This is a genomic window from Methylotenera sp. G11 (assembly GCF_000799735.1).
GTDB lineage: Bacteria > Pseudomonadota > Gammaproteobacteria > Burkholderiales > Methylophilaceae > Methylotenera.
This window is the reverse complement of the sequence record NZ_JUHH01000001.1, coordinates 522,676-545,395: the sequence shown is the minus strand read 5'-3', so window position 1 is coordinate 545,395 and position 22,720 is coordinate 522,676. Positions and strand designations below refer to the sequence as shown.

19 protein-coding genes and 2 tRNA genes are annotated in these 22,720 nt (G+C 51.6%); 12 read left to right on the top strand and 9 right to left on the bottom strand.

Translation table 11 applies throughout. From position 1 onward, the window contains the following. The first annotated feature begins 22 nt into the window (after positions 1-22). Positions 23-4,174 (top strand): ATP-dependent RNA helicase HrpA, encoded by a 4,152-nt coding sequence (gene hrpA, locus GQ51_RS02565; protein ID WP_442922084.1) that lies wholly within the window; start codon positions 23-25, stop codon positions 4,172-4,174. 33 nt (positions 4,175-4,207) lie between these two features. Next, entirely contained in the window at positions 4,208-5,134 is a 927-nt protein-coding gene (locus GQ51_RS02560; protein WP_052177650.1) for a hypothetical protein, read from the top strand. A gap of 31 nt (positions 5,135-5,165) precedes the next feature. Here the strand turns inward: GQ51_RS02560 and GQ51_RS02555 are convergent, their stop codons facing one another. Then, entirely contained in the window at positions 5,166-5,756 is a 591-nt protein-coding gene (locus GQ51_RS02555) for a hypothetical protein (protein ID WP_047549426.1), read from the bottom strand. A 228-nt stretch (positions 5,757-5,984) separates the two neighbouring features. Here GQ51_RS02555 and GQ51_RS02545 point away from each other — a divergent pair, with 228 nt between their 5' ends. Continuing rightward, positions 5,985-7,721, top strand: a complete 1,737-nt coding sequence (locus GQ51_RS02545; RefSeq protein WP_052177648.1) for a pyrroloquinoline quinone-dependent dehydrogenase — start codon at positions 5,985-5,987, stop codon at positions 7,719-7,721. Positions 7,722-7,759: 38 nt separating this feature from the next. Then, positions 7,760-8,407, top strand: a complete 648-nt coding sequence (locus GQ51_RS02540) for a GDSL-type esterase/lipase family protein (protein WP_047553620.1) — start codon at positions 7,760-7,762, stop codon at positions 8,405-8,407. A 22-nt stretch (positions 8,408-8,429) separates the two neighbouring features. On the opposite strand, the gene GQ51_RS02535 is transcribed toward GQ51_RS02540, so the two are convergent. Continuing rightward, positions 8,430-8,687 carry a SemiSWEET transporter gene (locus tag GQ51_RS02535; protein WP_047549418.1) on the bottom strand — a complete coding sequence of 86 codons (258 nt, stop codon included), beginning with the start codon at positions 8,685-8,687 and terminating at the stop codon, positions 8,430-8,432. A 60-nt stretch (positions 8,688-8,747) separates the two neighbouring features. Further along, the gene (locus GQ51_RS02530) at positions 8,748-9,665 is read right to left on the bottom strand and encodes a DUF808 domain-containing protein (RefSeq protein ID WP_047549415.1); all 918 of its coding nucleotides are present in this window, start codon (positions 9,663-9,665) and stop codon (positions 8,748-8,750) included. A gap of 168 nt (positions 9,666-9,833) precedes the next feature. Between GQ51_RS02530 and GQ51_RS02525 the strand changes: the two genes are divergently transcribed. Next, entirely contained in the window at positions 9,834-12,068 is a 2,235-nt protein-coding gene (locus GQ51_RS02525) for a heavy metal translocating P-type ATPase (protein ID WP_047549412.1), read from the top strand. A gap of 72 nt (positions 12,069-12,140) precedes the next feature. On the opposite strand, the gene GQ51_RS02520 is transcribed toward GQ51_RS02525, so the two are convergent. The 3 genes from GQ51_RS02520 to GQ51_RS02510 form a co-directional block, all read right to left on the bottom strand. Further along, the gene (locus tag GQ51_RS02520) at positions 12,141-12,689 is read right to left on the bottom strand and encodes a cytochrome b (protein ID WP_047549409.1); all 549 of its coding nucleotides are present in this window, start codon (positions 12,687-12,689) and stop codon (positions 12,141-12,143) included. Positions 12,690-12,978: 289 nt separating this feature from the next. Beyond that, positions 12,979-13,054, bottom strand: a tRNA-Asn gene (locus tag GQ51_RS02515). Positions 13,055-13,125: 71 nt separating this feature from the next. Continuing rightward, positions 13,126-13,201: transfer RNA gene (locus GQ51_RS02510), tRNA-Asn, on the bottom strand. 126 nt (positions 13,202-13,327) lie between these two features. Here GQ51_RS02510 and GQ51_RS02505 point away from each other — a divergent pair. Continuing rightward, entirely contained in the window at positions 13,328-14,611 is a 1,284-nt protein-coding gene (locus GQ51_RS02505; RefSeq protein ID WP_235276146.1) for an AsmA family protein, read from the top strand. Positions 14,612-14,667: 56 nt separating this feature from the next. Here the strand turns inward: GQ51_RS02505 and GQ51_RS02500 are convergent, their stop codons facing one another. From GQ51_RS02500 to GQ51_RS02495, 3 genes are read right to left on the bottom strand one after another with little or no spacing between them, the layout of a single operon-like run. Continuing rightward, positions 14,668-15,906, bottom strand: a complete 1,239-nt coding sequence (locus GQ51_RS02500; protein WP_047549403.1) for a pyridoxal phosphate-dependent aminotransferase — start codon at positions 15,904-15,906, stop codon at positions 14,668-14,670. A gap of 11 nt (positions 15,907-15,917) precedes the next feature. After that, positions 15,918-16,184, bottom strand: a complete 267-nt coding sequence (locus GQ51_RS12400; protein ID WP_152604103.1) for a hypothetical protein — start codon at positions 16,182-16,184, stop codon at positions 15,918-15,920. Positions 16,185-16,226: 42 nt separating this feature from the next. Next, positions 16,227-17,237, bottom strand: a complete 1,011-nt coding sequence (locus GQ51_RS02495; RefSeq protein ID WP_047549400.1) for a S1 family peptidase — start codon at positions 17,235-17,237, stop codon at positions 16,227-16,229. Positions 17,238-17,463: 226 nt separating this feature from the next. Here GQ51_RS02495 and uvrB point away from each other — a divergent pair, with 226 nt between their 5' ends. The 6 genes from uvrB (at position 17,464) to dnaB (ending at position 22,716) form a co-directional block, all read left to right on the top strand. Continuing rightward, a complete protein-coding gene (gene uvrB / locus GQ51_RS02490) occupies positions 17,464-19,497 on the top strand; it encodes an excinuclease ABC subunit UvrB (RefSeq protein ID WP_047553617.1) in 2,034 nt (677 codons plus the stop codon). Between the two features lie 335 nt (positions 19,498-19,832). Then, a complete protein-coding gene (gene rpsF / locus GQ51_RS02480) occupies positions 19,833-20,216 on the top strand; it encodes a 30S ribosomal protein S6 (RefSeq protein ID WP_047549394.1) in 384 nt (127 codons plus the stop codon). Beyond that, the gene (gene priB, locus GQ51_RS02475; protein WP_047549392.1) at positions 20,217-20,507 is read left to right on the top strand and encodes a primosomal replication protein N; all 291 of its coding nucleotides are present in this window, start codon (positions 20,217-20,219) and stop codon (positions 20,505-20,507) included. It abuts the gene before it with no gap. A 32-nt stretch (positions 20,508-20,539) separates the two neighbouring features. Beyond that, on the top strand, positions 20,540-20,773 hold the full coding sequence (gene rpsR / locus GQ51_RS02470) for a 30S ribosomal protein S18 (protein WP_047549390.1): 234 nt from the start codon (positions 20,540-20,542) through the stop codon (positions 20,771-20,773). Between the two features lie 12 nt (positions 20,774-20,785). Next, complete coding sequence (rplI, locus tag GQ51_RS02465; protein WP_047549388.1) at positions 20,786-21,235, top strand: 50S ribosomal protein L9; 450 nt, start codon at positions 20,786-20,788, stop codon at positions 21,233-21,235. Between the two features lie 98 nt (positions 21,236-21,333). Next, complete coding sequence (gene dnaB, locus GQ51_RS02460) at positions 21,334-22,716, top strand: replicative DNA helicase (RefSeq protein WP_047549386.1); 1,383 nt, start codon at positions 21,334-21,336, stop codon at positions 22,714-22,716. Positions 22,717-22,720: the final 4 nt, after the last annotated feature.

Sequence of the window (22,720 nt, the reverse complement as noted above, 5' to 3'; positions counted from 1 at the left end):
TGGCGTGATAAAATTCATGGCTATGAACGAAAGTAAACCGCTACAGTTAACCCCCGCAAATTTTGATACGGCATTACAGGCATGCATGCTGGCCGACCGTTATGCGCTGCGTCGCAAGATGCATGACGTGAAGACCCTGCAAAAATCAGGCGATGAAAAATCATTGGCCAAAGCGCAGCGCCTGATCAATGAGCTTGTGCAGAAACTGCATGCCTCGCAGAAAAAATACGGGCAGCGTTTAGCCAGCCTGCCGCGCCCGGAATATCCTCTGGAACTGCCGGTCAGCGGCAGGAAAGATGAAATTTCTGCGGCCATTATTAAAAACCAGGTGGTGATCGTCTGCGGTGAAACCGGTTCCGGTAAAACAACGCAACTCCCCAAAATCTGCCTTGAATTAGGCCGCGGCGTTTCCGGCCTCATCGGCCACACGCAGCCGCGTCGTATCGCGGCACGTTCGGTCGCCAGCCGTATTGCACAGGAACTAAAAAGTCCCCTGGGCGAAGTGGTTGGCTACAAGGTGCGCTTTAACGACAAGCTGTCAGAATCCAGCTATGTCAAGCTGATGACCGACGGTATCCTGCTTGCGGAAACCCAGGGCGATAAATTCCTTAACGCCTATGACACGATCATTATCGACGAGGCGCATGAGCGCAGCCTCAATATCGACTTTCTGCTCGGCTACCTGAAGCAGTTGCTGCCGAAACGCCCTGATCTGAAAATCATTGTCACCTCGGCCACGATTGATGCTGACCGTTTCTCCAGGCACTTTAACGGCGCCCCGGTGATAGAAGTATCCGGCCGTACTTACCCGGTCGAAATCCGTTACCGTCCGCTGGGCGCGGCGGGTTTCCGCGCCAGGGAAATTGCCGAAGCTGAAAACACGCAGTTCGACCTGGATGACGATATGGACCTGCCTGCCGGAAACCCTCTCGGAATCCCGCGCAAGCCTAAGACAGAAGCGCGCTGGCTGGAAGAGGATGACGAAGAAGAAGCCATCGAGGAAGCCATTCTGGATGCCGCCGATGATCTGCTGCGCCAGGGCGATGGCGATATTCTGGTGTTTCTGCCGGGAGAGCGCGAGATCCGGGATGTCGCTGACCACTTGCGCAAATACCAGGGTCGTTCCGCCAAGCTTAAACATATTGAAGTGCTGCCGCTGTTTGCACGCCTGAGCATTGAAGACCAGCAGAAGATTTTCAAAAGCCACAGCAGCCGGCGTATCGTGCTGGCAACCAATGTGGCAGAAACCTCACTGACTGTGCCGGGCATCAAATATGTGATTGATGCCGGATTGGCGCGGGTTAACCGTTATAGCCCGCGCGCCAAGGTCGAGCAGCTGCAGATCGAGAAAATCAGCCAGGCGGCCGCCAGGCAAAGAGCCGGGCGCTGCGGCCGTGTTTCAGACGGTATCTGCGTGCGCCTGTACTCAGAGCAGGATTTTAACGGGCGCCCGGAATTTACCGAACCTGAGATCCTGCGCAGTTCTCTGGCTGCCGTCATTCTGCGCATGGCGGCTTTGCGCCTGGGCGATGTCGCGGAGTTTCCGTTCATTGAGGCGCCAAGCTCCAGGCTGATTGCCGATGGCTACCTGCTGCTGCAGGAGCTGGGTGCCGTGGATGCCCGCCGCCAGATCACAGAAACCGGGCTGCAACTGGCCAAACTGCCGTTGGATCCGCGGGTCGGGCGCATGATTTTGGCTGCAAAGCGCGAACATTGCCTGAAGGAGATCCTGATCATTGCCAGTGTGCTGAGCATTCAGGACCCGCGTGAACGGCCGATGGATAAGCGGGAGGCGGCAGACAACGCCCATGCCAGGTTTGCCGGCGAAGGTTCCGATTTCATGAGCTACCTCAAGCTGTGGGACTTTTTTGACAATGCACTGAAAACGAAAAAATCCAATAAGGACTTGCTTAATCAATGCCATAGCAGTTTCCTGTCCTTTTTACGGCTTAAGGAATGGCGAGAACTGCACGGGCAGCTGCTGGATATCGTGTCCGAGATGGAATTCAAGCTCAACGAAAAAGAGGCGACTTTTGAACAGATCCACAAAGCGCTGCTTGCCGGCCTGCTTGGCAACATTGGTTTTAAAGACGGCGAGAGCGAGTCTTACGCCGGTGCGCGCGGCATCCGCTTTCATATCGCTCCCGGCTCTGCACTCAAAAAGCAACGGCCTAAATGGGTGATTGCGGCAGAACTGGTAGACACCAGCAAGCTATATGCACGCTGTGTCGCTAAAATCGAGCCGGACTGGATCGAGCCATTGGCGCGCGGGCTGACCGAAAGCCATTACTCAGACCCGCGCTGGGACAGGAAAATGGGCATGGTGAACGCGTGGGAGCGCGTGAGCCTGTATGGCCTGACGGTTATCCCTAAACGGCGCGTGCATTATGGCCCGATTGACCCTAAGGAGTCGCGCGGGATTTTTATCCGCGAAGCGCTTGCCAATGGCGAGTTCGATACGCGCGCGGCTTTCTTTACTGCCAATGAACGCCTGATTGCCGAGGTGGAAGAGCTTGAGCACAAAGCGCGCCGGCAGGATGTGCTGGTGGATGAACATCAGTTGTTTACATTTTATGATGCCAGGATTCCTGCCGATATCTATAACGCGGCCAGCTTTGAGAAATGGCGTGCAGAAGCTGAGAAACTGAACCCCAGATTGCTTTACCTGACGCGTGACGACCTGATGCGCCATGGCGCAGATGCGATTACCGCGGTACAGTTTCCCGAGAAGATCATGCTTGACGGCGTTGAGGTTGCGCTTAAATACCGTTTTGAGCCTGGCCATGTGCTGGATGGCGTGACGGCAACCATTCCACTGGCGTTACTGAACCAGCTTAATCCGGTGCAGACCGAATGGCTGGTGCCGGGTATGCTGCGTGAAAAACTCACTTACCTGATCAAGGCATTGCCCAAGACTTTCCGCCGCGTCTGCGTGCCGGTGCCGGAGTTTGCCACCAGTTTTCTGGAGTATGCAGAGCAAAACCCATTGTCGTCATTCCCGCGCAGGCGGGAATCCAGTCAGGTCGACTACGTGGATAATGGTCTGGATTCCGGCCTGCGCCGGAATGACGCGGTAGGGGTATTATCTTTACTGGATACGCTTGCCGCTTACATTCAATATAAAACCACGCTCAAAATCAGCAAGGAAGACTGGAGTTTAACTGACATACCAGCCCACCATTTAATGAATTTCAGGGTGATTGATGATGCCGGGCGCGAGCTGGGAATGGGGCGCGACTGGAACGCGCTGAAAAAACAGCTGGGTTCTGCTGCGCAGCTGACGTTCAGGAACACTTCACCCGATATTGAAAAGACCGGCCTGAAACAATGGGATTTCGGTGACCTGCCGCAGACCCTGAGTTTTGAGCGGGATGGTTTGAAGGTAACGGGTTATCCGGCACTGGAAGACGACATGGATACGGTTTCAGTGAGGCTGTTCGATACCGCCCGCGAAGCGGAGCAGAGCCATCGCAAGGGCATATGCCGCCTGATGCGTTTTGAGTTGAAAGAACAGATGAAGCAGCTGGAAAAAAGCCTGCCGAATTTTAACCAATATGCATTGGCGCTGCGTAATGTCGTAGCGCCTGATGACCTGCGCGAAGACATGATCATGGCGATTGCCGATCGCGCTTTCATCGGTGAAGACGAGTTGCCGCGCACCAATGCCGATTTTATGAAACTGAAGCAGCGTGCAAGAACACGCCTGCCGGCAGTGACCGAGGCCGTGGCAAGGCAGGCGCAGGCGATCGCAACCGAGTACCAGCTGCTGATGCAGAAACAAGGGCAGATGGCGGCCACCGTCAACCGGCTGAAACGCGACCTAGAACAGCAGATCGGCCTGCTGGTTTACAAAGGCTGCTTTAGCCAGACACCATGGGAATACCTGCAAAGCATCCCGCGCTATCTGAAGGCGCTGCGCCTGCGTATCGAGAAACATCCGGCCAACCCTGAGCGCGATGGCAAGAATGCCGGCAGTGTCGGTTTGATCTGGCAGAAATGGCAGGATAAAATCAACGCCCTGAACCAGGCGCACCTGGATATTCCGCAGCAACTGCTGGATTTCCGCTGGCTGATTGAGGAGTTGCGCGTATCGCTGTTTGCCCAAGAACTAAAGACGCCATTTCCCGTCTCGATTAAGCGCCTTGAAAAAATTTGGCAGGATATGCGTTTTTAAACATACATGCGGCCTGATAAGCACACTCAACACTTGAATCATAGCTTTGCTCATTTATCCGAACTGAGCCTGAAGGCAAATAGCAGCGATCATCACTTCCACATCCGGATCAGCCGCAACACGCTGCTCGCGATAATATTTTCGCTGCTGTTGCATGCTTTGATATTTTTTGCGGTGCCGCAGATCAAGTTTGATACCCCGCCATCCATACCGGCACAAGCTATTGAGGTAAGCCTGGCGCCGCTTAGCGTGCCCAGGCAAGTGACCGAGCCGATACAGGAGTTGCAGCCGCCGGCTGCGGAGCCGGTTCCTGAAGTCAAGGCGCCGGAACCCGCTGCGGCTGCCCCCAAGATCATCGCAAAAAAACCGGCGCCTGATAAAAAGCCGCGTTTTACCGTACCACCCGAGCCTAAAGTCAAGCCGGAGCTGAACAAGCGCACGGCTCAGGAGCCTGAGGTTAAGGAGCCGCCGCTGGAGCAGCAGTACACGGACATGGCCTCCTACGTCAAGGCCATGCAGGCAAAACGCATGGATTCAGAGTCGGTAGCCGCCCAGGTCAATGCAGAAGCCGCAGCGCGCGAACTCGGCCAGACGGAAGCGCAACTGAGGGATGAGCGCGTGAAACGCAACCTTAAATATGGCACTAACGGCATCTTTGAAATTACCAGCCTGGGGCCGCGCAGCGCCACATTCGCTTTCCGCGGCTGGACGAATGATTACAGCAGTTCCAGGCGACAGTTTTATGAAGTGGAGGCAAGCGGTGGCCAGGATGTGCGCCTGCTCATGATCCGGCGCATGATCCAGCTGATACGTGAGCATTATGACGGTGACTTTAACTGGGAGTCGCACCGGCTGGGCCGCTCTGTCGTACAGTCAGCACGGCTGGAGGATAATGCCGGCCTGGAAGATTTCCTGATGATGGAATTTTTCGGCACCAATTATAAGAACACCCAATATTAAGAAGCATTGATTTGTCCGCCATGCAGACAAGTCAGCTTTTTTCATTTTCCAGGGCGCGGCGATATTCTTCGAGTTTCTTCTGGTAATCCTCTGCGTCGCCATATTCCAGAAACCTTTCGTAGCGCGAATGGGTGCCCAGGATTTTCCTTGCGTGCTTGATCGGGCAGAAGTACTGCTCGGTCCTGGCAATCACTTCACTGACATAGGCAATCATGCCATTGCCGTATGCACAGTAGGTGCAATGGAATTTTTCAATGAAGTTCAGGTAGTTAAGATGCATCCTGTCATAGACGATGTAATCGCTGCGGCGTACCCGTTTGATGCCGTATATGGGAAAGCATGTCAGCTGATATAAGGTGACAAAAAAGTCTGTGATCAGCAGCGGGATGATCATGGAGTAAATGATCGGGCCGGTAATCAGGTTCTGTGGCCTGTAAGTGACCAGCCAGCGAAAGAAGCTGGTTTTTAACCGTTTATGCGTTTCCTTGATCGACTGCTCAAATTCGACGCGTTTACCTTTTATCTGGAAAAACATGCTGGACTGCTGTTCGTTCAACGCAATACGCAGATCATCTTCAAGTTCTGTGATCTGGTTAAGTATTTGCTGGATGCGATCGTTCATATGAATTCCTTTTTGTTTGCGGCCACGTTTAAGTATGGCTTAAGCCCAACTTTGAAATAGTGCAGAGCCGGCAATATGCCATGCGCCTGTTTTTTTAGTTTTTTTTGCAATTGGCAAGAAGTATACAAATCGGTATACTCGACCAATACATCCATCAATATTAACCAGAAAGCCCTTGCAATGTCCAAATCAAGAAAATTGGCAACGACTATGATGGCGTTAAGTGCCATGGCACTGGCAGCCTGTGCCGGAGTCGCAGGTAAACACGACACCGAGAGCAGCCAGTGGCCGAGTTTCGGGCGTGATTACACGAATCAGCGTATGTCGCCACTCACTCAGATTAACACAGAAAATGTTGGAAAACTTGGCCTGGCGTGGCAATTTAAAACCGGTGTTGCAGCCAGTTTTCAGGCTACGCCTATTGTTGCAGGGGGCGTGATGTATGTGGCCCTGCCTTATAACCATGTGGCGGCGCTGGATGCGCGAACCGGTAAGGAGTTATGGCGCTACCGGCATGAGCGTAAAGCAAACTGGAAAATGTGCTGCGGCCCGGCTAACCGGGGAGTCGCCGTCAGCGACGGCAAGGTGTTTATCGGGACGGTGGATGCCAGGCTGATTGCGCTTGATGCGAAAACCGGCGCAAAAATATGGGATATCAATGTCGCGGACGATACCGCATTGACGGAAAATACCGGATTATTAAGCAAGGCCGATGCAAAAAGCCAGAAAGATGCTTACGGCGGCACCGGAATCGGTATCGCAATGGCGCCGGTTGTGTATCACGGCAAGGTGATCGTCGGCGTAACGGGCGTTGGCTACGGCCTGCACGTAGATACCCCGAGGATCGATGCGCCATTGGGCGCAGTCATCGGCGTGAGCGGCCTGTATGGCCGCCCGGGTTTCCTGGCGGCATACGATGTGAACAATGGCAACCGCGTATGGCAGTTCGATACGATTCCATCCCAGGGCTGGGAGGGTACTTTTGCTGCAACGACTTCAGATGGCATTTCACTCAACAGAGACATCGCTGCGGAAAAAGAAAATGCCAAAAACCACCCGGATGCATGGCGTTATGGCGGAGGCTCCGCCTGGAGTACGCCGGCCATTGACACCAGTACCAATACACTGTTTTTCGGCACCGGTAATCCTTCGCCGCAGATGAACGATGTTTCACGCCCCGGTGATAATCTATACACGGTCTCGCTTGTCGCCCTGGATACGGAAACCGGCAAGCTTAAATGGCATTACCAGCAGGTACCGCACGATGTATGGGGTTATGACCTGGCAAGCCCGCCGGTGCTGTTTGATTATGTCAAGGATGGCAGGAAGGTCCCTGCGGTAGGCCAGGCCGGCAAGACAGGCTGGTATTACGTGAATGATAGAGCTACTGGCGCATTGCTGATGAAATCGGAAGCCTTTGTGCCGCAGAAGAACCTGTTTGCGAAAGCGACCAGGGAAGGTACCGTGCTTTACCCGGGTATCCTTGGCGGTTCCAACTGGAGTCCGAGCGCTTTGGATGATGGAAGCCAGACTGCTTATGTTGCCGGGATTCACGCCCCGATCAGATATACCCTGGTTGAAGAGCCGGCTAAAGAAGGCTTGCCCCCGATCCGTTATGCATCGTCCGAGCCTACCAAAGACCCGAGATGGGGCACGGTATCAGCAATTGATTTGGCGACAGGTAAAATCCGCTGGCAGGTAAAAACAGAACAGCCCTTGATGGGTGGTGTGCTGGCAACCCGTGGCGGCTTGCTGTTCATGGGCGAGGGTGATGGCAGCTTCAATGCCTACAATAGCAGCACCGGCGCGCTGTTATGGCAGGCTAAGGCAGATGCCGGGGTCAATGCGCCGCCCATCAGCTATGAAATCGACGGTGTGCAGTATGTGGCAGTGGCCGCCGGGGGCAATGCCATTTTCGGTTTTACTGCCGGTGATAATATACTGGTGTACACCCTGAAGAAATGAAGTTTAAAGAAAAGAAGCATGCATCAATGATTTTTACCATGTTTAAACGTTTATTGCTGGCCTGTTTGTTTGTATGCACGGCTGCCGCCTGTGACCGTGACTACCAGCATGCCCCGTTACCGGCTGCTTCCAATGTCGTGATCCTGGGTGACAGCCTCACTTATGGCACAGGTGCCGGCAGCGGAGAAGACTATGCCAGCCTGCTGGCAGGCAATACCGGCTGGAATGTGATTAATGCAGGTGTCCCCGGCAATACTTCTGCGGATGGCCTGGCTCGTCTTTCATCTTTGCTGGAAGCACATGAAACCGGTGAGCAGAAGATTGACCTGCTGATTGTTGAACTTGGCGGTAATGATTTCCTGAAACACGTGCCGGAGCCAGAAACCGTAGGTAACCTGAAATCCATACTGAGCCAGGCCAAAGCCCGCAGCATCCAGACTGCGTTAATTGCCATTCCGGAATTCAGCCCGGTAGGGGCGGCTTTCGGGAACCTGTCAGACCATCCTTTATACGGGAAGCTGGCGGAAGAAACCGGTACGCCTTTGATTGAAGACCTGTTTTCTGATGTGCTGGCAAAAAACAGTCTTAAAGCTGACCCTATCCATCCTAATGCCGCAGGTTACCGCCTGGTGGCAAGCCAATTGCAGCGTGCACTGATGGACTTGGGTTTTGTGAAGAAAAACTGAAGTGCTGCCGGTGTTTGATTTTCTACCGGTGTTTAACTTTAAGGTACAGCACGATGCAGGCCAGTATCAGCGTGATACTGTTGGCGGCAATGATCGGCCAGCTGTCAATCATCAGCCCGTAAATCAGCCAGCCTGATACGCCGAGGCTGAACAGGCTGTACATGGGGAGTGATATTCCCGATAAATCACGGGTTTTCAGTGATTGCAGCGCCTGCGGCACAAATGCTGTCGTGGTCAGGACTGCCGAGCAGTAGCCTATTAGGTCGGTTATTGTATCCATCTGGTTTTCTGGTGCCGGTATTGGTTTAAGGCGGTTCGAAGTGTGCTGCCGGTTCAGGCTTCAGCGTTTGAATAAGCGCTGGATCGGGATCACCAGCATCAGCGCCAGCGCGCCTGCTGCCACGCCAAACAAGCCGTTCAATAATGTCGGTGCCAGCCATTGCAGAAAGCCATTGTTCATGGTGTCCGCAGCGTGTTCAATCCAGTGGTGAACGGCCGGTATGCCATGTGTGAGTATGGCGCCGCCAACCAGGAACATGGCGGCGGTACCGACCACCGACAATGTCTTCATCATGTAGGGCGCGAATTTAAGGATACCGAAGCCCAGTTTTCTTTTTAATACGGCAATGAGATTCTCGCCTTTGCATTGCGCCAGGTACAAACCGCCGTCATCCAGTTTTACAATGCCGGCGACAAGGCCATAGACACCGACGGTCATAATGATCGCGATACCGGCCAGCACCATGACCTGATTGCTGAATGTGGCGGTGGCAACCGTGCCCAGTGTAATGACGATAATCTCGGCCGACAGCACGAAATCGGTGCGGATCGCGCCTTTGATCTTGTCCTGCTCGGTTTCCTTGGTGACGATTTCATTCGCGTTGGTGGTCTGCTGTGGGTCCAGGTGCCTGGCTTCGTCATGAAGAAACAGCTTGTGGTACAGTTTTTCCACACCTTCAAAACACAGGAACAGGCCTCCCAGCATCAGGAGCGGAACGACAGCCCATGGCGCTAACGCACTGATGGCCAGCGCCAGGGGCACCAGGATCACCTTGTTGATCATTGAACCTTTGGCAACCGCCCAGATCACCGGAAGCTCACGGTCTGCATTGACGCCGTTTACCTGCTGCGCATTGAGCGCCAGGTCATCCCCCAGCACACCGGCAGTTTTCTTTGCTGCTACTTTGGTCATGACCGATACATCGTCAAGTATGGTTGCTATATCATCAATCAGTGTCAAAAGACTGGCGCCGGCCATAAGATAGGTTTTCCTGTAAAGGTGTTTTTGTGCTGTGAATTATAACCAACGAATCTTTAAACACTGGCATTGAATCAAAAAATATATGATGAATCTAAATCATCATGCAAGCATGGGCTGTGGACTATAATCAAGCTCAATCTGTCATTGGAAAGAAAGCGCTTAATCATGCAAGAGCAAAAAGCAGGGCAATGGACACTGGAAATCAAAGGCATGACCTGCGCATCATGTGCGGGCCGTGTTGAAAAAAGCCTGCTGAAAGTACCGGGCGTCGTCACTGCGGAAGTAAACCTGGCACTTGAAACTGCGCAAGTGACTGGTTCTTCTGGCGAAATCACACCGGATAAGCTGGTGGCTGCAGTGGTGGCCGCCGGCTATCAGGCGCAGCCGCTCAATCTCGACCTGGAACAGCCAGCTTCCATGCTGGAAAGCCCGGCTACCGCTTATAGCTGGTGGCCTGTTGCTGTTTCCAGTGTACTGTCTTTGCCATTGGTAGCGGGCATGTTCACCGAATGGCTGAGCTGGCCGTTCCTGCAATGGCATGTTTCCGGCTGGCTGCAATGGGCACTGGCAACCCCTGTGCAGTTCTGGCTGGGCTGGCGTTTCTACAAGGCTGGCTGGCATGCCTTGAAAGCCGGCGCCGGCAATATGGACCTGCTTGTCGCAATCGGCACCTCTGCCGCATACGGTTTGAGCGTATACCTGCTTTTTAACACTGCCCATGCCGGCATGGGGCATCTCTACTTTGAAACATCTGCCATTGTGATTACCCTTGTCTTGCTGGGCAAATGGCTGGAAACACGCGCCAAATCAAAAACAACCGAGGCTATTCGAGCGCTGAACGCTTTGCGTCCGGAACGCGCCAGCGTAATCCGCAACAATCAGGAGTTGCAGCTCCCCATCTCGTCTGTGGTGCTGGGTGACCTGGTGATGATACGTCCGGGCGAGCGCGTAGCGGTGGATGGCATCGTCAGGCAGGGTAACAGCCAGGTAGATGAATCCTTGATCACCGGTGAAAGCCTTCCGGTTGTAAAACAGGCGGGAGATAAGGTCACCGGCGGCTCCATCAACGGTGAAGGCCTGCTCCATGTTAGCACGACGGCACTGGGCAATGAATCCGTGCTGGCGCGCATCGTGCGGCTGGTGGAATCCGCACAGGCTAAAAAAGCGCCCATACAGCGGCTGGTGGATAAAGTCAGTGCGGTTTTCGTGCCTGTAGTGATCGTGATTGCCTTTATCACACTGTTTGCCTGGGGTCTGATCGGCGGAGACTGGCAGGTTGCCATACTCAATGCGGTTGCGGTACTGGTCATTGCCTGCCCGTGCGCGCTTGGCCTGGCAACGCCGACAGCCATCATGGTTGGCACCGGGGTGGCGGCGCGGCATGGCATCCTGATTAAGGACGCCGAGGCGCTTGAACTGGCGCATGCCGTGAAAACCGTGGCTTTCGATAAAACCGGAACGCTGACGGAAGGGCATCCCAGGCTGGTTGAGCTGGTATCGGTCACCGGTGATGATAGCCAGGTGCTGGCAATGGCTGCCAGCCTGCAATCCGGCAGCGAACATCCGCTGGCAAAAGCCGTGATCAATGCAGCCCAGGATAAAGGTCTCACGCTGCAAACAGCAGGCAACGTACAGGCAATTTCCGGCAAAGGCCTGAGGGGTGAGGTTGCCGGGCTGGCACTGGCTTTAGGCAGCTCCGGCCTGATGAAGGAGCTGGCTATCGATGTCGCAGCGATGCAGATGCAAGCCGATGCTTTGCAGAATCAAGGTTACAGCGTGTCCTGGCTCTGTGCGATGGATCATGCGCCGAGGCTGCTGGGTATGCTTGCCTTCGGCGATACATTAAAGCCAACGGCAGCCAGGGCTGTTGCCAGCTTGCAGCAGCAGGAAATTCTAACAGTGCTGATTTCCGGCGATAATCAGGGCAGTGCGTCAAATGTTGCAAAAAAACTGGGTATCGACAAGTTCTATGCGCAGGTGCTACCTGAAGACAAAGCCAATATCGTTAAAGAATTAAAGCAGAATACAGGCCTGGTGGCCATGGTGGGAGACGGCATCAATGATGCGCCTGCATTGGCGGAGGCTAACGTCGGTATTGCCATGTCAAGCGGTACCGATGTCGCCATGCATGCCGCGGGCATTACCCTGATGCGGGGGAACCCTGCATTGGTATCCGATGCGATTGAGATTTCCAGGCGCACTTATGCAAAAATCCGGCAAAACCTGTTCTGGGCGTTTGTTTACAACGTCGTGGGTATTCCACTGGCTGCGCTTGGTTTTTTAAACCCGGTGATTGCCGGCGCAGCGATGGCGTTAAGCAGCTTTAGTGTTGTATCTAACGCATTGACACTCAAGCTGTGGCAGCCGAAAGCAGATGCTCAGGCGGCTGAGGATGCATGAGTTGCCTTTTGTTTTGCCTCTGCGCCGGCAACTCATGTATGAAACATTGATGCATGAACCCGCGACGCGGCTTTATTTTTTAAGGGGCAATATTCTCGTCAGGGTATTATCTTTTTTGATGTGATGGTGATACAGAGCCGCCAGCACATGTGCCGCTACGAGGTAATAGCCTAAAACGCCGATCGTTTCGTGAATTTCTTTCAGGGATTTTGCAAGCGCTTTGTTTTCACCGATCAGGGCAGGCAGCTCAAGGCCAAAAAACGGAATCGGTTTTGCAGCGGCGCTCAATATCAGCCAGCCAAGTACCGGCATCGCGATCATCAGGCCATAAAGCGCAAGGTGCCCGATTTTGGCTACCAGGTGCTGTGCCGGTGTCAGCTCCGGAGTAATGATGGGGGTGGGGGAAGTAACCCTTGCGTATATACGTAATGCAACCAGCAGCAGCACACTCAAGCCCAGCATGAAATGCAGGGCTTTCATGGTTTCGCGCGGGTCGCTGCCCTTGGGAAAAAGTTCACGCAGTTCGATGGTTGCATAAACAGCAACCATTAACAGGAACATTAGCCAATGCAGCGCTATAGATAGGGTGCCGTAACGTAGATTTGTGTTTTTCCAGGACATGGTTTGCCTCTTTGAATATTATTAATGTTTGTGTAGCGTTAATTTTTTATGGCAGCTGAATAAGCTGGCAATCGTTAAATTTTTACGGTACTTGTTTAAGAATATATTTAAAATGTGCTGAGCAATATTGTACTTGGCAATATTTGAAATGCGTGGGATTTTTACTTAACTTAACATCTGGCAGCAGTACTGTGCGAATTGGCAGGGGCCTGATGCAGGCGGACAACAAGGCATTGGGCTGGCGGCGGAAATAAAAAAGCCCTGAAAATATCAGGGCTTTTTCTGAATCTGGCTCCTCAACCTGGGCTCGAACCAGGGACCTACGGATTAACAGTCCGGCGCTCTACCGACTGAGCTATTGAGGAATCGTCGATAATTCTAAATATTTAAGTATCACTCGAAGATAAGCCCTGTATCAATACAGGGCTTAAGTATTTGGCTCCTCAACCTGGGCTCGAACCAGGGACCTACGGATTAACAGTCCGGCGCTCTACCGACTGAGCTATTGAGGAATCGGTGAAGGCGCTATAATACTGACACGGCGGGGTTTGGTCAATCATTAGTAGACAAATTTTTGGATAAATTTAATGAAAAAAACTAAAAAATACTTAATAGGATTTGTCTCAGTAATTAGCATATTGATTGTTATACCTTTTTTCATTTCCGTGCGGTCCTACCTGGATCAGGCGCAGCACATCGCCAGCGAAAAGATAGGCGCACCTGTCACCATAACTTCAGGGAGGCTGCTGTTGCTGCCCACGCCGCGCATCGTAGCCGAGGAGATATCTGTAGGCGAACAGCAGGAACTGAGGGTGGGTGAGATTTCCATCATTCCGTCTCTGGGATCCTTATTTTCTGAAACTAAAACCATAGAGATCAGAATCACCAAGCCGGTCATTAAAAAAGCGGCTTTGGACATCATTTCAGCACTGCCTGAAAATCATGCCGATGCCAATGCCGGGCCTGATGCTGTCAATGTTAAACGGATAACAATAGATCAATTGCAGCTCAGCTGGCCGGACATCAAGCTGCCGGCTTTTAATATGGATGTGCACCTGACTGGCGCCAACAGTCTTGAGTCCTTAAAGCTGGAAGCGGTAGACGGTGTTTTAAGCGCTGACGTAACCCCCAAAGATGCAGGGTACTCAATACTGGTTAATGCCGCAAACTGGACGCTGCCGGCAGGGGTGCCGCTGCTGGTTAATCAAGCAGCGCTTGAGTTGTACCTGAAAGACAGCCAGCTTGATATTCCCAGGATCGACCTTGCGCTCTACAACGGAAAGTTAACCGGTAACGCGAAACTGTCATGGGTGAAAGGCTGGCATGCGTCAGGCAAGCTGCAAGTGAATGGCCTGTCTGTGAAAGAACCCAGCAGCCTCATTAGCAGATCGGTTTATTTAAGCGGTCACTTATCAGGCGACGGTAGTTTCTCCGGCGTGGCAAAAGACGCTTCTGGATTGCGGGATAATCTCAATGCCCATTTCAGGTTCAATGTGAAAGAAGGGGTGCTGAATGGCCTGGACCTGGTGAAACTGGCCAGTTTGCTTACCAAGCAGAGCAATGGTGGTCAAACGCAGTTTGATGAACTCTCGGGGGTTCTGGATGCAAAGGGCAAGCAGTATACCTTGCACGACATTAAAATACGCTCAGGCTTGCTGGCGGCTTCTGGCCAGGTAAAAGTCAAAACGAATCAGGAGCTTGATGGTGTCGTGGAAGTTGAGCTGAAAAAAGGCGTTAGCCTGGCAGCCATCCCCTTGCAGGTTTCCGGCACGGTTGACAAGCCGACGGTGTTTCCTACAAAAGCTGCAATGGCAGGCGCTGTTGCGGGTACTGCAATCCTGGGGCCTGGCGTGGGAACGAGTCTGGGAGTTAAGGCGGGCGGGGCGGTAGATAAAATAAAAGGCCTGTTTCAAAGCGATTGATCGCTGAAAACAGGCCTTGCTATATCGACTGGACGTGCCAGCCGTTTATTTCGTGCTTATTTAAGTGCGCGTTCGATACGGTCAAGTGCGTTACGCAGGTTATCCATTGAAGTTGCAAATGAAATGCGGAAATAGCCCTCGGCACCAAACGCAGAACCCGGCACTACTGCAACATCAAACTTTTCAAGCAGGTATTCAGCCAGCGCCATGTCGGTAGCAGCACTGATTTTGCCTGCCTTGAACAGCGTGTCAATCGCGCCGCGCGCATCCGGAAATGCATAGAACGCACCGCCAGCCATCAGGCAGCTTAAGCCAGGCATGGTGTTGAAACGGTCAACCACATACTGATGGCGCTCACGGAACGCGGTCACCATAGGCACGATGCATTCCTGCGGACCTTCAAGCGCGGCTTGTGCGGCCACTTGTGAAATGGAAGTCGGGTTACTGGTAGATTGGGATTGCAAAATCTCCATCGCCTTGATGATGTAGGCAGGGCCTGCAGCATAGCCGATGCGCCAGCCGGTCATGGAGTAGGCTTTTGATACGCCATTCAGCACGATGCAGCGGTCTTTCAACGCAGGTGCTGCATTCAGGATGTTGTAGAATTTGTTGCCTGTGAGGTTAACGTGCTCGTACATGTCATCGGTTGCTACAAACACGTGTGGGTGTTTCAGCAGCACTTCGCCCAGGGCTTTCAGCTCATCCAGTGTATATACAGATCCGGTAGGATTGGACGGTGAATTGATCATGAACAGTTTTGTTTTTGGGGTGATTGCCGCTTCCAGCTGCTGCGGTGTCAACTTGAAGCCTTGTTCAATACCGCACTCAACAATCACCGGCGTCGCCTCTGCAACCAGCGCAATATCTGCATAGGACACCCAGTAAGGTGCCGGCACGATCACTTCATCCCCTTTGTTCAGGATTGCCAGGCAAAGATTGAAAATGGTTTGTTTGCCGCCTACACCTACAATCACTTCGTTTAATGCATAGTCAAAACCATTTTCATTCTTGAATTTGGCAACGATCGCTTTTTTGAGGCCCGGGATGCCTGATACAGGGGTGTATTTAGTAAAACCCGCATCAATAGCGGCTTTGGCAGCATCTTTAATATGCTGTGGCGTGTCAAAATCAGGTTCGCCAGCTGCAAGGCCAATGATGTCACGGCCTTCGGCTTTGTATTTTCCTGCTTTGGCGGTAATGGCGAGGGTGGGGGATTCTTTTATTGACTGAACGCGTAGCGATAATACTGAAGAAGGGTTTGCCTGGCCTTGAGCGGCTGATGATGACGTTGCCAAAATATGCTTCCTTAAAACAATTTATATGCAAATGGTTGAATATCCGCCATTTTACGCATAAAAACCACGAATAGGAATAACAAACAACCCGCTAAACTCCATATTACATAAATAAAAAAATCCTGATGAATGTCACAGGATTTTTTTACTGAATCAAGCAGGGAAGTATCTATGCAAGAAGGCCGGAATGTCAGTTGCCGGCTGACATTAAGTTGCAGGGTGTGTAAAGCATAGCCATTAAGGCTGCATGCCGCTCTCAACCCGGCTACAAGTGCCATGCGTCACGAACCTTCACGTGCCGGCACTTGCTCCATGCGGCCTTAGCATTCGCTGCCGCAACCAATCAAGGCATTGAATTCTGCCGCCAGCGCTTTATCAATATGCGTGAGCGCAAGATTGATGTTGCGTACACCTTCTTTATCGCCGGCGGACTGCGCCAGCACACCCAACCGCATCAGGGAGTCCGAGTTACCGGGATCTAAAGCGACCGATTGTTCATATGCCTTTTTGGCTTCACTGGTTTTGCTTAAATTCTCGCTGGCAAAGCCCAGTTCGTACCAGGCATCTGAATTTTTGGGGTCGATAGCCAGCCATTTTTCAGCCACCTGTGCAAGTTTAGGCCAATCGCCGTTGAGTTCCGGAATGGCAATCTGCATGAAAAAAGGCTTGTTGCTATCTTCTTCTTCCCAGAATGCTTTGCCGGTAATTGGAAATGTGGTTTCAACCGGCATTTTCTCCAGATCAGCCAACCACTCAATTGGCAGTGAGTAGAAATAGGCTGGGCGGCCCGGGGTTTTGAATGTGTTGATGCCCAGCAGATTGCCTTCCAGGTCAAAAATGCCGCTGCCGCTGGCACCCATCAGGAACTTGGCGCTGCTCCTGATGACGCGGCCACCTTCAAAGTCGTAAGTGGTTTTAACCGCACCGGCTGAAGTCAGTGCGTTGGGCACGCCATTTGAATGGCCGATTGCAAGCACTTCCTGGCCTCTTTTGATTTCATTGCCCCTGCCTATTGGCGCAGGCTTTAGCGGCAGATCTGATGTAGACACGAGGCACAGGTCATGCCAGCGGTCAGCCTGGACCGATGCAATGGTGTAAGTGTCTTCACCGCGTGATATCCACGGCTGCTTGGTGCTGCGGAATATATGGCAATTGGTAATCACTTTATTATTGCTGACGACTACGCCCGAACCATATGAAACGCCGCCTTTGTCGTTATAGCCGCGTATCATGACCACAGACTGAAGTGACGCCAGTATTTTTTGCTGATCAAATGCCAGCGCCGGCTGTAAATAACTGAGCATGAGTAATAGCAAAATAAATCCGCGCATATTGAATCTCCAGGGTCATGTTGATTTTTTTATCATTCAGGGTTGCAGCATGTTTTGAATATGGATGGCCGGCAAAACCTGAAAGCTTGAATCTTTAAGCAAAAGACCTGATATATCATTCAAAGTTCTGCTTGATATTTAAGCAGTTAAATCAAAGATTTAAAAATAAAGTGTTTTGTGTGCTTTGCTGGTAAAATTTATTGTTAATTTTTTAAAAAAACATCACGTGATCGTTACTTTTCCAAATAGCAAATATCAGCTTAATCAGCCTTTTCCACCGGCGGGAGATCAGCCGCAAGCCATTGAAAAGCTCACGCAGGGCGTCAATGACGATCTGAAATTCCAGACCCTGCTGGGCGTAACCGGTTCCGGCAAAACATTTACGATGGCAAACGTGATTGCGCGCACTGGTCGCCCGGCTATCGTAATGGCACCCAATAAAACACTGGCTGCGCAGTTATATAGCGAGTTCAGGGAGTTTTTTCCCAATAACTCGGTTGAGTATTTCGTAAGTTATTACGATTACTACCAGCCTGAAGCTTATGTGCCGTCACGTGACCTGTTCATCGAGAAAGATTCCAGCATCAATGACCATATCGAACAGATGCGCTTATCTGCAACCAAGGCGATGCTGGAACGGGAAGACTGCATTGTCGTCGCCACGGTTTCAGCCATTTACGGTATTGGCGACCCAAGTGAATATCATGGCATGGTGCTGCATATCCATCTGGGCCAAAAGATCAGCCAGCGCGACATTGTGGATCACCTTATCCGCATGCAGTATGACCGCAATGACTTTGATTTCGACCGCGGCGCATTTCGTGTGCGCGGCGATGTGATCGATGTATTTCCATCCGAAAATAGCGAAACTGCCGTGCGCATCAGCCTGTTTGATGACGAAATTGATGGTATTCAGCTATTTGACCCGCTTACCGGGCAAATTTTCAACAAGATTCACAATTTCAGGATATTCCCTTCAAGCCATTATGTGACCGCACGCGAAGCCACGATTCGCGCTATGGAGACCATTAAGGAAGAACTCCGTGACCGCGTCAATTTCTATATCAAGGAAAACAAACTGGTCGAAGCGCAGCGTATCGAACAGCGCACGCGCTTTGACCTGGAGATGCTCAATGAAATCGGCTTCTGTAAAGGCATTGAGAACTATAGCCGTCACCTGACGGGCGCGAGACCAGGTGATCCGCCGCCGACCCTGATGGATTATCTGCCGGATAACGCCTTGCTGATTATCGACGAAAGTCACGTCACGGTACCGCAGATTGGCGGTATGTATAAAGGTGACCGTGCCCGAAAAGAGAATCTGGTGGATTATGGCTGGCGACTGCCATCCGCGATGGATAACCGTCCGCTCAAGTTTGAAGAGTTTGAACGCGTGATGCGGCAGTGCGTGTTTATTTCAGCCACACCGGCTGATTATGAAAAAGAGCATCAGCAGCAGGTTGTAGAAATGATTGCGCGACCAACAGGCTTGATCGACCCGGAAATCGTGGTGAAGCCTGCCGATACGCAAGTGGATGATCTCTTGGGCGAGATCAAGCAGCGCGTGAAAGTGGGCGAGCGTGTGCTGGCAACCACCCTGACTAAACGCATGGCGGAAGACCTGACTGATTACCTGAGCGAGCATGGTGTCAAAACTCGCTATCTGCATAGCGATATTGACACGGTGGAGCGTGTGGAAATCATCCGCGACCTGCGTCTGGGCGAGTTTGACGTGCTGGTTGGCATTAACCTGCTGCGCGAAGGCCTGGATATTCCGGAGGTTTCACTGGTAGCGGTACTGGATGCAGACAAAGAAGGCTTCCTGCGATCCGAGCGCAGCCTGATACAGACCGCAGGCCGTGCCGCACGGAACCTGAATGGGCAGGTCATTTTTTATGCCAATAAAATTACGCGCAGCATGAAGCTGGCAATGGACGAAACCGAACGCAGGAGAGGGGTGCAAAAAGCCTTTAACGAAGCGCATGGCATCACCCCTAAAGGCGTGAGCAAGCGCATCAAGGATATTATTGATGGCGTTTACGATAAAGATGAAGCGCAGCGTGAGCGCAAAGCCGCACAAGAGCAGGCGAGTTACGAATCCTTGAGTGAAAAACAGATGACCAAGGAAATGAAGCGGTTGGAAAAAGCTATGCATGATGCCGCCAAGAATCTGGAATTTGAAAAAGCGGCTGACTTCAGGGACCAGCTCAAGAAACTCAGGGTCAAATTCTATGGGGCTGAAATGCCGGATGTGGTTTAGGGCATTAGGAATTTAAAAAATAATTAGCCACAGATACACACAGATAAAAACGTTAAAAATTACGTGCAGTTAACTATTTCTTCACAGCTTTGCATTTGCCTTGACTGGATTCCGGCCTCCGCCGGAATGACGATTTTAGGTTCTAGGTTATATCTGTGTTTATCTGTGGCTAACAAATTTTCAAACAAAACAATTGATTTCATTAAATATTGTTTGATTAGTGCTGCTCTTTTGACTATAATCCCGCGCTTGCTTGAACCAATGTGTTCGGCAAGTATTTTTTTTACCTTGTCACACTGCGTGCAGCAGGTGACTTTTATCCAAAAGGAGTGTCTATGAGACATTATGAAGTAGTGTTTATCGTCCATCCGGACCAAAGCGAGCAAGTGCCTGCGATGATCGAGCGTTATCGCACACTGATCACCAGCAACGGCGGTGCAATTCACCGCCTGGAAGACTGGGGTCGTCGCCAATTGGCTTACCCAATCCAGAAAATTCACAAAGCACATTACGTGTTGATGAATATCGAATGCAACCAAACCGTTTTAGAAGAGCTGGAGCATGGCTTCAAGTTCAATGATGCAGTATTGCGTCATCTGACAATGGCTACTAAAACTGCTGTGACTGCGCCTTCACCAATGATGAAGGAAGAGAAGTCTAAAGATGCGTTAAGAAAAGACGCAGCCCCGGCTGCCCCTACAGAGGCAGCAGCAGCTTAATTGAATAAGCTGGTGCTTCAGGCCGAGGTGGTTCAAGTTGAACCGCTGCGCTACACACCAGCAGGTATACCGTTGTTAAGTGTTGTTTTGCGGCATGCTTCAGAACAGACAGAAGCTGGCATGAAGCGAAAAGTGGAATGTGAAATCAATGCGGTTGTTTTAGGAGACTTAGCATTGCAAGGTTTAAAGATTGGAGCGCAAATTGTAGCGCTAGGTTTTTTAGCCAGACGCAGCCTTAAAAGCACACAACTGGTCATGCACATTAACGATATAAAAAGTATGCAGGCATAGCCTGCATAAACTAAAAAGTTTAGGAGTTTAAAATGGCAAGAGATATGTATAAACGCCGCCGTTACTGCCGTTTTTCAGCAGAAGGCATTAAAGAAGTAGATTACAAAGATGTAGATCTGTTAAAAGACTTCATCTCAGAAAATGCAAAAATCATCCCAGCACGTATGACGGGTACTAAAGCACGCTATCAGCGTCAATTGACAGCAGCGGTTAAACGCGCTCGTTTCTTGGCATTGTTACCATACACTGACAAACACCCAGGCTAAGGAGATATTAGGATGCAAGTTATTTTATTAGAAAAAGTTGGCAACCTTGGCGGGTTGGGTGACGTAGTTAAAGTTAAAGACGGTTTCGGCCGTAACTTTTTGATTCCACAAGGCAAAGCTAAGCGCGCTACTGAAGCTAACAAAGCTGAATTCGCTGCACGCCGTGCCGAGCTGGAAAAACAACAGGCTGCAATTCTGGCTGCTGCTCAGGCACGTGGCGAAAAATTGGATGGCTTTGTTGTGACAGTCACACAAAAAGCTGGTGTTGACGGCCGCCTGTTCGGCTCAGTGACCAATGGCGACATCGCTGAAGCTTTGGTTGCTGCAGGTCATGAAGTGGTTAAAGCGGCTATCCGCCTGCCAAACGGCCCGCTGAAAACTGTTGGCGACCACGCTGTTTCAGTTGCACTGCACCATGATGTAGTAGTAAACATCAATGTTTCAGTAGTGGCTGAGGCATAATTACAGAATATCTTTCGATATTTCAGTAAAGTAAAAAAAGGCTACTTCGGTAGCCTTTTTTATTATTGGCCGGGCTTGAATTGAGTATAATTCGGGCTATGACTGATGAACAACTAGACGCATTAAAAACCCCCCCTCACTCGGTTGAAGCCGAGCAATCCGTTATTGGCGGCCTGTTACTTGAGAATGAAGCGCTTGATAAGATTGCTGATATTCTGAGTGCAAAAGAATTCTATCGCCATGACCACAAGTTAATATTCGAGCATATATCCCGGCTGATTGAACACAATAAGCCGGCCGATATTGTGACGGTAGCAGAGTCTTTGGAGAATTCAGCCGAACTTTCCGGTGTGGGCGGTATCGCCTATCTTGGTGCATTGGCACAAAACACGCCAACAGCTGCCAATATACGCCGTTATGCGGAGATCGTGCATGAGCGTTTCGTGATGCGCCAGCTGGTCGCTGTAGGTTCCGGCATTGCCGAGAGCGCCTACATGCCGAATGGCCGTGATGCACAGCAATTGCTGGATGAGGCTGAGGCCAAGATATTCCAGATCGCCGAAGGCGGAAAAAGAAGTTCAGAAGGGTTTACCGACATTAAAGTATTGCTGCCGCAGGTGGCAGACCGCATTGACCAGCTGTTCTCGCGCGATAATCAATCAGATGTGACCGGTATTTCTTCAGGTTTCGCAGACCTGGATTCAATGACATCCGGCTTGCAGCCTGGCGATTTAATTATCGTGGCAGGTCGTCCGTCGATGGGTAAAACCGCTTTTTCGCTGAATATTGCCGAAAACGTGGCGTTGGACAGCGGCTTGCCGGTTGCCGTATTTTCCATGGAGATGCCGGGGACGCAGCTGGCCATGCGTATGATAGGCTCAGTAGGCCGCCTGGATCAGCACCGGATGCGCACCGGCCGCCTTGAGGATGAAGACTGGGAAAAGCTTACGACAGCACTAGGCAGGCTGAACGAGGCACCGATTTTTATTGACGAAGGTTCTGGCCTGAGCAGTTTTGACGTGCGGGCAAGGGCGCGCCGTTTGCACAGGCAGGCGGGAAAGCTTGGTCTGATCGTGGTTGACTACCTGCAGCTGATGTCTGCACCAGCAGGCAGGCAGGGAGAAAACCGCGCGACCGAGATTTCAGAAATTTCACGTTCGCTCAAGGCTTTGGCTAAAGAGCTTGATGTACCGGTCATTGCACTGTCGCAGCTTAACCGAAGCGTAGAGCAGCGTCCGGATAAACGGCCGGTAATGAGTGATTTGCGCGAATCCGGCGCGATTGAGCAGGATGCTGACGTCATCCTGTTTATTTACCGTGATGAAGTCTATAACCCGGATTCCGCAGACAAAGGCACAGCAGAAATCATTATCGGTAAACAGCGTAACGGTCCGATTGGCCGGGTACGTTTGACGTTCCTGGGACAACATACGCGCTTTGAGAATTTTGCAGGTGCCGCACACATGGCCGACGAGTATTAGACCT